We start from the raw sequence: 12,800 nt of genomic DNA on the forward strand, positions 1-12,800 counted from the left end.
CTCATGTACGGGACTTGGGTTCCGGCTCGGCCCGCCGGCGGGGCAGCGAATTCAGCGGACGGCGTCGAACAGCAGCCGCGCGGCCACCGATGTTCCGTCGGTGCGGACCCGGCCGGCCACGGCGGTCGCCCGCGCGCCGGTCTCGGGGGTGAGGGCCGTCCTGAGAGCGGCGGATAGGGACGCGAGGGTCGGAGTGGGACCGTCGTGTGCCGCGCCGATGCCCAGCTCGGCCACCCGCCCGGCCCAGTACGGCTGGTCCGCCAGCTGGGGCACCACCACCTGGGGCGTGCCGGCCCGGGTCGCCGTCGTCGTCGTACCCGCACCGCCGTGGTGCACGACGGCGGCCACCCGGCGGAACAGAGCCTGCTGGTTGACCTCGCCGACGACGAAGAAGTCGTCCCGGTCGTCGATCAGGGACAGATCCGCCCAGCCGCGGGCCACGACCGCGCGGCGGCCCTGCGCGCGGACCGCCTCGACGGCGACCTGGGCGACGTCCGACGACGCGTGCATCGGCATGCTGCCGAAGCCCACGTACACCGGCGGTGTGCCGGCGTCCAGGAACGCCGTCAGCCCGGCCGGGAGCGGGCGTTCGTCGGGCAGGATCCACGCGCCGGTCTGCACGACGTCCAGGCCCGGCCGCTCGTGCAGCGGATCGAGGACCGGGTCCGTCGCCACCCACGGCCGGCCGCCGAGGACGTAGTCACGCACGTCGTCCACCGGGGGCAGGCCCAGCGACGCCCGGTTCGTGTTGAGCGCCTCGCCGAACAGCGCGTTGATGTTCTGGGCGTCCAGGTCCCACAGCGCCCGGTTGTCGGTCACCTCCGGCGGGAGGGGCCGGCCCGGGTACGCCAGCGGCGCATGGTGCGGCGACGGCACGGTGAGCTGCTGGAACGTCACGGACACGGAGCGGACGCCCAGCCTCTCGGCCACCGACAGCGCACCGGCCGCGGCGGGCAGCGGGCCGGTCGCCACCAGCACATCGCATCCCTCGGCCGCCGCGGTGACCGGGTCGAGCTGGCCGGCGATCAGGTCGGCCGCACGCCGGGACAGGGACGAGGCCGGCGGCGCCGCCTTCGTGAGGGCACGCGCCGACGGTCCGACCGGCACCATCGGTACGCCGACACCGGCCAGCCGCCGCGCGAAGTCCTCGTCCGGAGGCGCGCACACCCGCACCTCCGCGCCGAGTTCCCGCAGCCGCACCGCGAGCCCCGCCAGTGGTTCGACGTCCCCGCGCGACCCGTAGGTCGACAACAGCACACGCACTTCGTGAATCTCCCGTTCCCGCAGCTTCCTGGCCTCGGCGGACGATTCTGCGGTACGACGGGGGCCTTGCCGCAAGCCCCCCAGTGCGCTATAAGTTGAGAGTGGCAAGGAGTGGCTGATCTCCTTGCCTTTGTCATTTGCCCCCTTTGTCTTTGTCCCGTCCTGCCGCCCCTCCTCCCTCGGCCGTCGGGGGGACTCGGTCATCCAGACGGTGCGGCGGGTGCATCGGTCAGACGGTGATCAGAGGTGCCGGATGCCCGGTGCTGGGTGATTCTGAAGAGGTGCGGGGTGTTCCAGGTGCTCGGCTGCGGGCGGCCTACGCCGCCTCAGGCCGTCGTGCGCTGCGCGTGACACTGGTCGCGGCGGCAGGCTTCTACCTCTTCCTCTACGGCCTGGACCGTCCGGTCGCGGCGACCTACGCACTGTTCGGCGTCGTGGCCCTGGGCGGACTGTCCAGGATCCCCGGTACCGGGGAGCAGCGCGCGTCGGTGCTGTTGCGCCTGCTGCCGGTGTGCTGGGTGCTGGTGATCGCCGGCACCTATCTGTCGGTCCGCACCTGGAGCGCGGTCCTCGGCATGCTGGTGGTCGGCTTCACGCTGGCCTTCGCCGCCGTGGGCGGACCGCGCCCGGCGGGGGCGGCACCGGGACTTCAACTCCTCTACATCCTGCCGTCGTTCCCGCCGTACGAGCCCGGCTCGCTCGGTGAGCGGCTGGTCGGAACGACCAGCGGCGTGGTCCTGTTCGTCGCCGCCGAGGCGCTGCTCTTCCGTGAGCCCCGCCCGCTGTCGTACCGGGAGCGGGCCGCCCGGGCGGCGCTGATCGCCGAGGAGTGTGCGGCGAAGCTCGCCGTACCCCCTGGTGCCCTGACGGACACGGACATCCGGGCCGCTCTGGAGGCGAGCCAGGCACTGCGGCCGCTCAACGTGCCGGAAGCCGAGCGTCCGGCGGGGCCGGGGGTGCACGACCGCGCCCTCACCCACACCGGCCTCGCCACCCGCACCCTGCTCAGCAGACTGGCGCAGCTGCGCCTCGTACCGGGGGAGGACACGGCGCCCGACGAGACCGCCCTGCTGCGGGCGGTAGCGGGACTGGCCGCGGCGACCGCTACCTGTCTGCGGACGGGAACGCCGCCCGCGGCTCAGCAGGAGGACCTGCTCACGGCCCGCGCACACCTGTCCGCGGCATCGGCGGGACCTCCTCCCACCGCGGAGCGCGCCCGGCTCGGCGGGACCGCGCCCGGCTTCCCGCCCGCCGTCCTGCGCCGCCACGCCGCCCTCCTGGAGGTCGCCGACGCGGCGCTGGCGATGGGCGCGGCGGCCGACCTCGCGGTACGGGGACGGCACGCCGCGGTGGCGTTGCCGGCGGGCCGCTTCTGGTACGCCACGAGCCGGGCCCCCGTCCTGTGGTGGCACCGGCTGTGCGGCCATGCCGGGCGTCGCTCGGTGTTCTTCCAGAACGCGGTGCGCATGGCCCTGGCCCTGACGGCGGTCCGGCTCGTGGCCGGGGTGGACACCCTGCCGCACGGCTTCTGGGCGATGCTGGCGACCCTCACCCTCACCCGGACCACGCTGGGCGAGACCTGGAGCACCATCCGCCTGGCGCTCGCGGGCACGCTGGCCGGGGCCCTGGTCAGCGCCGGAACACTGATCCTGGTGGGCTCCGACACCACCGTGTACGCCGTCCTGCTCCCGGTGTGGATGCTGTTCGGGTTCACGGTGGGGCCGGTCAAGGGCATGGGCTGGGCGCAGGGACTGTTCACCGTGCTCGTGGCGCTGGTCTTCGCACAGCTGGCGCAGCCGACGTGGCGGCTGGCGGAGGTCAGGGTGCTGGACGTGCTGGTCGGCAGCGCGATCGGCGTCGTGTTCGGGGTGCTGGCCTGGCCCCGGGGTGCCCATGACGAGCTGCGCCAGGCGGCGGCCGACCTCTTGCGCAGGGCGGCGGAGATCGTGGTGGCGACCAGCGCCTCGATGGCGGCCGGCGCGACGGCGGCCATGCGGCCGGGGATGTCCGGTCACCGGTCGTTGCAGCGCGCCGTCATCCTTGCGGAGTCGGCGTACGCGCAGTTGCAGAGCGAGCCGCAGCCGCTCGGGGCATGGGGGCACCGGCCCCGACGGCCCGTGGTGGACTGGCAGGCGACGCTGATCGCCGGGCATCACACGCTGTGGGGATCGGCTCGGTTGCTGGAGCCGCCGCTCACCGAGCTGAGCCCGGCGGCGGCCGAGTCGGCCTGTCGGCTGGGGGACCGGGTGGCGGGGCGGATGCTGCTGGTGTCGGCGGCACTGGACCCGGGAGACGACACCCCGCCCGCTGCGCTCCCGCTGATCGATCCGGCCTTCGCCGGTTTCGCCGACGAGCCGCCGGGCGCTCCACGGGCGTACTACGCGATCGTGGCATGGCTGGACGCGCTCATGACCGACCTGACCCGGATCGCGCACGGCGACCACACCCCCGAGGCCACGAGCGTCCTCCCGGAACGATCGCGCTGACTGCCGGACGAACCGTTCCGCCGGTCGGCCTTGCACGGCGACGCGGATGTCGCTGTAGGCGGTGGTGCTGCCGTCACTGAGCCCTCACCCCATGCCCGGAGCCGACGCGACGGTGAAATCAGTGCGATTGTGGAATCACCCCCCTGTGCGGCACCGCGTGGCAGCACCGTGAAAGGCGGTGGGGACGATGACACTCCCTCTTGTCGTGGGCGTCGACGGATCGCATGCGTGTCTGCTCGCGGTCGACTGGGCCGTCGACGAGGCCATCCGGCACGGTGTTTCACTGCGGCTCGTCTACGCCTCCCGCTGGGAACGGTACGAACGCGCCCTGCCGGTGACCGAAGGCGAGCTCCCCTCCGAGCAGATGCTGGAAGAGCAGATCGTGGCCTCCGCGGCCGAGCGCGCCCAGCGGCGCAACCCCGATGTCAAGGTCACCACCGACATCCTCCCGGACGATGCCGTGGTCGCCCTCGTGCACGAGAGCAACGGCGCGTTCGCGCTGGTGACCGGGTCGCGCGGACGTGGTCGGCTCAAGGAGCTGCTGCTCGGCTCGGTGAGTCTGGCCGTCGCGGCCCGGGCGCACTGCCCCGTGGTGGTCGTGCGAGGTGATCAGGCGGGCCTGGCCGGCACGCATGGGCGGATCCTGCTCGGCGTCGGGGAGGCCGACACCGGCACGGATGCCCTGCGGTTCGCCTTCCGCGAGGCCGACGTCCGGCACTGCACCCTGGACGCCGTACGCGCCTGGCGACGCCCCGCCCACGAGGCGAGCGGCGATCGGGCGCGGGCGGGCGAACCGGCGGCCGACGCGCGGGCCTCGGCACTGCTCGACGCGTCACTGGGCAGCCTCAGCGCCGAGTATCCGCGCGTGGACGCCCGCCGATCGGCGCTTGAGGGGCCGGCGAGCAAGGTCCTCCTGAACCGGTCGGCCGCCGCCGATCTCGTGGTCATCGGCGCGCACCACAGGACGGGCCACTTCGGCCTCCAGCTCGGCCGGGTGGGCCACACGCTGCTGCATCACGCCCAGTGCCCCGTGGCGATCGTGCCACAGCGGCCACGCGTGCCCGCGACCTGAGACGTGCGGCGGCTGCGCGGGATCCCCCGCGGACCACGTGCGAGCGAGACCACGTCCTGCGCCGCCCGCAGCGCCGCGCAGGCGCTGCCGTGGCGAGATCGCGGCACCGCATGCAGCGTGGAAGTGAACGGGGGCCGATCGGAGAGGTGGGACGCATGGACAAGGATGGCTCCGAACCCCGGGTGATCGTCGGCATCGACGGCTCGGCGGCCTCGTACGCGGCGCTGCGCTGGGCCGTGCGGTACGCGGGCCTCGTCGGCGGCGTCGTGGACGCGGTCGCGGTGTGGGAACTGCCGGGCCTGTACGGCTGGTCGGCCCCCGCCGTGGACATGGATGTCGACGAGGACGAGACCCGGCAGCGGATGCGGAAGGAGCTGACCGACGTGCTCGGCGCGGACGCGGCCGGCTCGGTCCGGACCCACGTGGTGCACGGCAACCCCGCCGACGTGCTGTTGCGGGCCGCGGAGGGAGCCGAGGCCGTGGTGGTCGGCAGCCGGGGCAGGGGCGGGTTCGCGCGCGCCCTGCTCGGCTCGGTCAGCCAGCACGTGTCGCACCACGCGAGCTGCCCTGTGGTGATCGTGCGTTCCGAGGAGGACTGAGCGGCAGTCGGTGCCCTCAGCGGTCCTGGCGCTCCCGGGACACCAGCGGCTCCAGCTGGGACGCGAGCACCGCCGCCTGGACCCGGCGTTGCACACCGAGCTTGGCCAGCATCCGCGAGATGTGGTTCTTGACGGTCTTCTCCGACAGGTACAGCCTCTTGCCGATCTCACGGTTGGTCAGGCCGTCGCCGATCAGGGCGAGGATGTCCCGCTCACGCGGCGACAGGCCCGCCAGCTCGGGCGGCACCGACGGGGTCTCGGCCGGGTCGGCCCGCAGGGAGCGCATGAGGCGGGCCGTGGTGGCGGGGTCGAGCATCGACTGCCCCGCGGCGACCGTGCGTACCGCGGAGACCAGGTCGGAGCCCTTGATCTGCTTCAGGACATAGCCGGAGGCGCCGGCCATGATGGCGTCCAGCAGGGCGTCCTCGTCGTCGAACGAGGTCAGCATCAGACACGCCAGCTCCGGCATCCGGCTGCGCAGCTCACGGCAGACCGAGATGCCGTCGCCGTCGGGGAGACGGACGTCCAGCACGGCCACGTGCGGGCGCAGAGCAGGGCCGCGGACCAGGGCGTGCTCGGCGGTGTCCGCGTCCCCGACCACGGAGATGTCCGGTTCGGCGTCGAGCAGATCGGCCAGGCCGCGCCGTACCACCTCGTGGTCGTCCAGCAGGAACACCCGGATCGGGTCCTGCTCCGTGAAGCTGCGCGTCTCGGCCATGACGACCTCTCGTTCCCCGGGGAAGGACAGGCTACGGGCTGTCCACGGGGCTGATCATCCGTCCCCCGGGGCCGCACGGACTAGGGCCGAACGGCCCCGAAGTACCGCGCCGGAAATGCACGGCACGGTGACACCACGCGGGCTACGAGGAGCCGCTGGGGGCCGGCAGCGGCTGCGGCAGGCGCGTGCACATCTCGAAGACGCCCGTCAGTCCCGTGGCCCGCAGCACCCGCCGAAAGCGCGGACTGTCGGTGACCAGCCGCAGCCGGCCCTGCCGGGCCAGGGTCCGGTTGCGCGTGCGGCACAGGATCCCGAGCCCGGCGCAGTCGATGAACGTGACCGGCCGCAGGTCCAGCACCAGATCGGGGTGCTGCCGTGCCGTGAGCGCGTCGAGCCGTTCCGTCAGCGCGGGCACGGTCAGCACGTCGATCTCACCGCGCAGGGACACGACGGTCGCTCCGCCCGGCACACAGTGGGCCGCCACGACCACATCCTCCGCGGAGTGGCGCTCTGACACGCGGGCCGTGTCGTTCTTGGGCATGGGGAGAGCCAATCGCGGGCGCCGGTCCCGGCGGAAGGGCCGTTCGGCCCCTCCTCGGTTCGTACGGCGCACCACACGGCCTCGTACCGGATCCCCGGCCCACACGCCCTCAGTGGTTCTGCGCCGTCGGTTCCGGCGCCTCGTCCGCCCCGGTCAGCAGCACACCCGTGACCAGTTCGGGGCGGATGCGGACCGCGTGGTCCGTCCCCTGCTGCGGCACCCAGGGCTCCAGCAGCCCCCGGATACGGGTCAGTTCGGCGGGATCGGTGACCAGGTGCGCGTAGCCGGTGACCACCACGCTCCAGCCGAGAAGGGTGTCGGGGTCGATGGCGTCGGCCTCGTAGGCGACGACCACGCCGCCGGTGTCGCCCTGACGGGCGTGCGAGGTCAGGGCCGCGCCCTCGTGCGTACGGATCACGATGTCACCGCCGTCCAGGATGTGGTTGACCGGGCGGACGGTCGGCAGTGCCCGCCGGGTGAAGACGACCCGGCCCAGCGGCACGCTGCCGAGCAGGCGCAGTGCCTCGGCCCGGTCCAGGTCGACACTGCGGTGCGGGGGATCGTACGGACGGGTCATGGCCGGCTTCTTCGCGCGTGCGGGGGCTCTGGGTTCCTCGGATGCGGCGCCCGGTGCCCGCCACGGCGCCGTGCGGGCGGAGCGGCACCGAACGGGGGAGGACCGGTGCCGCTCCTGGCTCCACTCTCGTCCACGGTCGCGCGCTTCCCCAGTGCCGTTCGGCCCCCGTCGAGGGTCGGACGTCCTGTGCCGCGCTCACCCCCACCGGTGGGCCGCCGGCCGGCGACCCGGCGTATCGGCCCCGGCGGGCGACGGATACGGTGGAGACGACCCGTCGTGCCGGGTCCGCCTGCCTACGGGACCTGGAGAGATGTGGTGACAAGCCCCGAGGAGCCCCGCGTACGCCTGCCGCAGCTGAAGCTCGACGAGCTGCTGGAGGAGCTGCAGGCCCGGATCGACGCGGCCCGCAGCACGCAGGACCGGGTGCACAGTCTGCTGGAGGCGGTCCTCGCCGTCGGCCGGGAACTGGACCTGGAGCAGGCCCTCCACCGCATCGTGGAGGCGGCCGCGGTGCTCGTGGACGCCGAGTACGCGGCGCTCGGCGTCATCGGACCGGACGGCAAGCGCCTGTCCGGCTTCCACACGGTGGGCGTCGGCGAGGAGCAGATCGCCGCGATCGGCCCCTACCCGGAAGGCCACGGCATCCTCGGCGAGCTGATCCGGCACCCGCAGCCGCTCCGGCTCGCGAAGATCTCCGGACACCCCGCCTCGTACGGCTTCCCGCCCGGCCACCCGCCGATGAGCAGCTTCCTCGGCGTCCCGATCCGGGTCCGGGACGAGGTCTTCGGCAATCTGTACCTCACCGAGAAGCGCGGCGGGCTGGAGTTCGACGAGGAGGACGAGTCGGTCCTCTCCACGCTGGCCGTGGCCGCCGGCGTGGCCATCGACAACGCCCGCCTGTACGAGGACTCCCGGCTGCGGGAGCGCTGGCTGCTGGCGAACGCGGAGATCAGCCACAGTCTGATGTCCGGCAGCGACCGCGCAGAGTCCCTCGGCCTGATCGCCGAGCGGGCCCGGGACATCTCCGGCTCGGCCCTGGCGGCGGTGGCCCTGCCCATGGAGGACGCGAAGTCGCTCACCGTGGAGATCGCCGTCGGAGTGGACGCGGACGCTCACCGGGGACTGGTGCTGCCCGTGCACGAGACCCTGATCGGGCTGGCGTACACCGCGACCGCCCCCGTCACCAGCGACGACGTCGTCCACGACCCACGGATCTCGCAAGAGCCCCCGCGCTTCGGCGGACTCGGCCCCGCAGTGGCCGTCCCGATCGGCACCGGCGCGGGCGGGGTGCGAGGGGTGGTCATGGTGGCCCGGGAAGCGGGCCGGCCGGTCTTCCTCCAGAGGGAGACCGAGATGCTGCAGGGCTTCGCCGCCCAGGCCGCGATCGCGATGGAGCTGGCCGAGCGCAGGCAGGACGTCCAGCAGATCGCGCTGCTGGAGGACCGCGACCGCATCGCCCGGGACCTGCACGACCTGGCCATCCAGCGGCTGTTCGCCACGGGCATGACCCTGCAGAGCGCGGGCCGCTTCATCGAGCATCCCGAGGCCTCCGAGCGGGTGCTGCGGGCCGTGGACGACCTCGACGAGACCATCAAGATCATCAGGTCGACGATCTTCGGGCTGCGGGCGCGGTCGGGCGCCGCCGGAAGCGGGCTGCGCTCGAGAGCCGTCCGCGCGGCCGGGGAGGCCGCCCCCGTGCTGGGCTTCGCGCCCAGCGTGCGCATGGAGGGCCTGCTCGACACCGACGTGCCCGCCGAGATCGCCGACCACATCATGGCCGTGCTCTCCGAGGCCCTCACCAACGTCGCCCGGCACGCCCACGCCGGCCGGGCCCAGGTCGTCCTGACGACGGACGGCCATGAGGTGTCGCTGAAGGTCTCCGACGACGGTGTGGGCCTCGCGCCCGACGGCCGCCGCAGCGGCCTGCGCAACATGGCCGAGCGGGCGGCGAAGCTCGGCGGACGGCTGGAGGTGACCAGCCCCGACGGCGGCGGCACCACGCTGGAGTGGCGCGTCCCGCTGCCCGCCGAGTAGCGGAGGGAGTACGACGGGCCGGCCCGCGCGGCAGCGTGCCGGGCCCTTGTACGGGGAGCCGCGTCCCGGGAACCCGCGGCCTCAGGCGAGCTGTGGCATGACCTCGGCCGCGATCCACTCCATCGCCTTCTCCAGGTGGTCCGCCGCGACGGGCAGCCAGAGGGTGGCGGCGGTGAGCCCTGCCTCGGCGAGCCGTCCGAGGTCGTCGGCCACGCTCGCGGCGCTGGGCGCGGCGCCCCCGAGAGCCCGACCCGGTGACGGCACCTCCGAGGGGATGCCGGGCGGGGTGAGGAAGGCGGCCGAGGCGAGCGTGAGGCGGTCGGCGTCCGCCGTGTCCGCGGCCAGTTCGCGCAGTCGGCGGCGCACGCCGGTGACCTCCGTGGCGTCGGCGCCGGAGCCGTACCAGCCGTCGCCGAACCGCAGCGCACGGCGCAGGGCGACGTCGCTGTGGCCGCCGACCCACACCGGAGGGCCGCCGGGGGTGACCGGGGGAACTCCCAGACGCGCGGCGCGCACTGTCGTGAACGGCCCCTCGAAATCGGCGGGCCGCTGCCGCCACAGCGCCCATGCCGCCGCGAGATGATCGTCGGTGCGCGCGCCGCGCTCACGCAAGGGCACGCCGACGGCGTCGAACTCGTCCGGATTCCATCCGGTGCCGACCCCCAGCACCAGCCGGCCCCCGGATACGACGTCCAACGTGGCCGCCTGGTTGGCCAGCACCAGCGCCGGATAGTACGGGGCGACGAGCACGGACGTCAGCAGCCGCAGGCGCCTGGTCGCACCGGCGACGGCCGACAGCAGCACGAGGGGATCGGTGTCGAGACCGAAACCGCTGTCCAACAGGCGGTTGCCGACCGCGACATGATCGAAGCCCAGGTCCTCGGCGTGCCTCGCGGCACGGAGCACGGCGGTTCCGTCGTCGAGCGGCCAGCGCGGCTGAAGGGAGACACCGAGGCGTAACAGGGACATCGGGAGACCTTTCGGTGACGGTTTCGTGGTGGCGGGACGGCCACCGGCCTGCCCCGCCACCCCACCCAACGTCCCCACCGGCACGATTCATCCGCCGAGAGACACCGGAGACGTCGTGCCGCGCCCCACGGCGCACCGGCCACGGTCGGCGGTGCCGGGCACGGCGGTCAGACCTGACCGCCGCTGCCGTACGGGGCGTAGAGATCGAGCAGCCGCACCCGCGAGGCGTGCAGCCGCTGAGCGACCACGCGCCCGACCCACACGGCGATGGCCCGGCCGAACCCGGGGTCCTCGGCGCACATCGCCCGGACGGTCCCGGCGTCGAACTCCCAGGCCCGCACCGGGCTCATCGCCTCGGCGCCCAGGTGCCAGAGGTACGGCGGGAAGTGCCACGACCAGCCGACCAGTTCGCCTTGCCCGAGGGTCTCGATGACGGCGGGCCGGCGGCCGGGCACCCGCAGGTCGAGGGCGACGGTGCCGGTGCGGACGATCCAGAAGTGGTCGGCGCGCCGGCCTTCCTCGAACAGGCGGGCCCCGGCCGCGAAGGAGGCCTCGCGGGGAAGGCGCATCAACCGTTCGCGTTGCACCGGCTCAAGAGCCATGGACAGGGTGGTGGCGGAGGTCATCGCACCGGCTCCCTTCAGGGGTTGTGCTGCCAGCCTGGCCGCGTCCGGCCCGGCTCACCACGGGCCACTCGGGCCCGGCCGGGGGTCCTTCGGCCCCGGCGTGTGCGCGCAGCACGCGCCGTGCCCGGGTTCGGCACCGTCGGCACCTGGCGGCCCATCGGCAACGGCCGCACCGGTGGCCCCGGCCGCCTCGCCTGGCGCGTCGCGAGTGGGGCGGCCGGGCAGTTGCCAGGATGAGCCCCGTGCCCTGCCGCACCGCCTCAGGGAATGGTCGAGCGTACGGAGGAATTCGGTGATCGACTGGCTGCGCCGTACCCCACTGGACCCGCACGACAGCCGGCTGGGCCCCGCCGAGGAGCATCCCGGCTTCGCCGACACCGCCTACCGTCGCCGCCGGGACGAAGTGGCCGCCGCGGCCGAGGGGCACCCGGTCGGCGCCCCGTCCCCGAGCGTGGAGTACACCGACGCCGAGCACGCCACCTGGCGCACGGTCCACGCGGCGCTGGTCGACGCGCAGCAGCGGCGGGCCTGCCAGGAGGTCCTGCGGGCCCGGGACATGGCGCCGATCCCGGCGGACCGGGTTCCGCAGCACGAGGAGGTCTCGGACCACCTTGAGGCGCTGACCGGCTTCCGCTTCACGCTGGCCGGCGGGATCGTGCCGAACAAGCGGTTCCTGGGGGCCATGGCCGACGGCTATTTCCACGCGGTGCAGTACGTCCGCCATCAGGCGATGCCCCTGTACACCCCCGAGCCGGACGTCCTGCACGACGTGTTCGGCCACGGCACCCACCTGAGCGACCCGTGGTTCGCCGACCTGTACCGCACCGTCGGCCGCGCCGCCGCCCGCGTGGAGTCGCACGACGCCCTGGACCTGATCAGCCGCCTGTACTGGTTCACCCTGGAGTACGGCGTGGCCTGGGAGAACGGCAGCCCCAAGGCGTACGGGGCCGCGCTGCTCTCGTCCTACGGCGAACTCGGCTACTTCCCCCGTGCGAGCATCCGGCCCTTCGACATCCCCGACATGCTGCGCCTGCCCTACCAGGTCGCCGGCTACCAGGCGGTCCTGTACGCCGTCGACCCGCTGCCCCGCCTGGCGGACCTCCTCCACGGCTTCCTGGACGACTTCGACGACGACACCCGCGCGCGCCTGGGCCTGCCCGCACTGTCCGAGCGCGGCTTCATGGCACGCCCGGACCACCCCCTGCCGGGATGAACCTCTTCCGGCGCTCCCGTCCGCGCGCGTCGGCATCCTCCGTACCGCGTGCCGAACGGTCCGTATGAGAGTGAGATGGAGGAGGACGCGTACACCGCCGCCCGGCCGTCCCGGGGCAGACCACCGGTGACGGGCCCGGCTCGGTCGGGGCTGACCGGAAGGAGGCAGCCGTGGAGGAGAGGCTATCGGTCGGCGCCGTGATGAACGGGACGCCGTACTCGATCAGCGAGGACGAGACCGTGCTCATGGCCTGGGAGGTGGTCGAGCGGTCCGGGCAGCGCCATCTGCCGGTGGTCCGCCAGGACGGCTGCTGCGCCGGTGTGCTGGACCGCGCCGAACTCGCCGTCGCCTGCGCGGACCCGGCGGTGACACTGTCCCGCCGCAGGGTGCGCGACCTCGTGCACGGCCGCCGCACGGTCACGGTCCATCCCGAGGAGTCGACGCTGCGCGCGGCGGCCGTGATGACGGAGGAGCAGGTGGACGCACTGCCGGTCACCGATCCGCACGGACGACTGACCGGCCTGCTCACGGCGCAGGACTACGTGGCCGCCGCGGCCGGCCTGCACGGGCACGCGGGGCCGGCGCAGGAGCCGCCGTGCCCGCGCGCCACGCTCCCGGGGCTGCCACCGCGTCGACAGGGCCGGCAATACGGCATCCCCATCCCGTAGCGCGTGTTCACGAGGAAGCCGATCGTCGGGCTGA

The 12,800-nt window shown here is 73.7% G+C and carries 12 protein-coding genes; 6 read left to right on the plus strand and 6 right to left on the minus strand.

Annotation, left to right across the window (positions count from 1 at the left end; all coding sequences use genetic code 11):
• Positions 1 to 51: 51 nt before the first annotated feature.
• On the minus strand, positions 52 to 1,263 hold the full coding sequence (locus tag ABZ937_RS07915; protein WP_361687215.1) for a glycosyltransferase: 1,212 nt from the start codon (positions 1,261 to 1,263) through the stop codon (positions 52 to 54).
• Between the two features lie 281 nt (positions 1,264 to 1,544).
• Here ABZ937_RS07915 and ABZ937_RS07920 point away from each other — a divergent pair, with 281 nt between their 5' ends.
• The 3 genes from ABZ937_RS07920 (at position 1,545) to ABZ937_RS07930 (ending at position 5,420) form a co-directional block, all read left to right on the plus strand.
• Positions 1,545 to 3,749, plus strand: a complete 2,205-nt coding sequence (locus tag ABZ937_RS07920) for an FUSC family protein (protein WP_361687217.1) — start codon at positions 1,545 to 1,547, stop codon at positions 3,747 to 3,749.
• Positions 3,750 to 3,936: 187 nt separating this feature from the next.
• Positions 3,937 to 4,821, plus strand: a complete 885-nt coding sequence (locus ABZ937_RS07925) for a universal stress protein (RefSeq protein WP_361687220.1) — start codon at positions 3,937 to 3,939, stop codon at positions 4,819 to 4,821.
• Between the two features lie 155 nt (positions 4,822 to 4,976).
• Positions 4,977 to 5,420 carry a universal stress protein gene (locus tag ABZ937_RS07930; protein ID WP_361687223.1) on the plus strand — a complete coding sequence of 148 codons (444 nt, stop codon included), beginning with the start codon at positions 4,977 to 4,979 and terminating at the stop codon, positions 5,418 to 5,420.
• A 16-nt stretch (positions 5,421 to 5,436) separates the two neighbouring features.
• On the opposite strand, the gene ABZ937_RS07935 is transcribed toward ABZ937_RS07930, so the two are convergent.
• The 3 genes from ABZ937_RS07935 to ABZ937_RS07945 all read right to left on the minus strand — a co-directional run bounded on the left by ABZ937_RS07935 (position 5,437) and on the right by ABZ937_RS07945 (position 7,256).
• Positions 5,437 to 6,138 carry a response regulator transcription factor gene (locus tag ABZ937_RS07935; protein WP_361687226.1) on the minus strand — a complete coding sequence of 234 codons (702 nt, stop codon included), beginning with the start codon at positions 6,136 to 6,138 and terminating at the stop codon, positions 5,437 to 5,439.
• Between the two features lie 142 nt (positions 6,139 to 6,280).
• Positions 6,281 to 6,679, minus strand: coding sequence for an STAS domain-containing protein (locus tag ABZ937_RS07940; protein WP_361687229.1), 399 nt, complete (start codon positions 6,677 to 6,679; stop codon positions 6,281 to 6,283).
• Between the two features lie 109 nt (positions 6,680 to 6,788).
• Entirely contained in the window at positions 6,789 to 7,256 is a 468-nt protein-coding gene (locus ABZ937_RS07945; RefSeq protein WP_361687232.1) for a pyridoxamine 5'-phosphate oxidase family protein, read from the minus strand.
• 315 nt (positions 7,257 to 7,571) lie between these two features.
• Here ABZ937_RS07945 and ABZ937_RS07950 point away from each other — a divergent pair, with 315 nt between their 5' ends.
• The gene (locus ABZ937_RS07950; RefSeq protein WP_361687235.1) at positions 7,572 to 9,290 is read left to right on the plus strand and encodes a GAF domain-containing sensor histidine kinase; all 1,719 of its coding nucleotides are present in this window, start codon (positions 7,572 to 7,574) and stop codon (positions 9,288 to 9,290) included.
• Positions 9,291 to 9,371: 81 nt separating this feature from the next.
• Here the strand turns inward: ABZ937_RS07950 and ABZ937_RS07955 are convergent, their stop codons facing one another.
• On the minus strand, positions 9,372 to 10,259 hold the full coding sequence (locus tag ABZ937_RS07955) for a TIGR03619 family F420-dependent LLM class oxidoreductase (RefSeq protein WP_361687238.1): 888 nt from the start codon (positions 10,257 to 10,259) through the stop codon (positions 9,372 to 9,374).
• Positions 10,260 to 10,426: 167 nt separating this feature from the next.
• Positions 10,427 to 10,885 (minus strand): cyclic nucleotide-binding domain-containing protein, encoded by a 459-nt coding sequence (locus tag ABZ937_RS07960; RefSeq protein WP_361687241.1) that lies wholly within the window; start codon positions 10,883 to 10,885, stop codon positions 10,427 to 10,429.
• 292 nt (positions 10,886 to 11,177) lie between these two features.
• Here ABZ937_RS07960 and ABZ937_RS07965 point away from each other — a divergent pair, with 292 nt between their 5' ends.
• Both ABZ937_RS07965 and ABZ937_RS07970 read left to right on the plus strand, forming a co-directional pair.
• The gene (locus ABZ937_RS07965; RefSeq protein WP_361687244.1) at positions 11,178 to 12,098 is read left to right on the plus strand and encodes a phenylalanine 4-monooxygenase; all 921 of its coding nucleotides are present in this window, start codon (positions 11,178 to 11,180) and stop codon (positions 12,096 to 12,098) included.
• 170 nt (positions 12,099 to 12,268) lie between these two features.
• Positions 12,269 to 12,766, plus strand: a complete 498-nt coding sequence (locus ABZ937_RS07970) for a CBS domain-containing protein (RefSeq protein WP_361687247.1) — start codon at positions 12,269 to 12,271, stop codon at positions 12,764 to 12,766.
• Positions 12,767 to 12,800 lie beyond the last annotated feature (34 nt).

It is taken from the genome of Streptomyces sp. NPDC046727 (assembly GCF_040645635.1).
Taxonomy (GTDB): domain Bacteria; phylum Actinomycetota; class Actinomycetes; order Streptomycetales; family Streptomycetaceae; genus Streptomyces.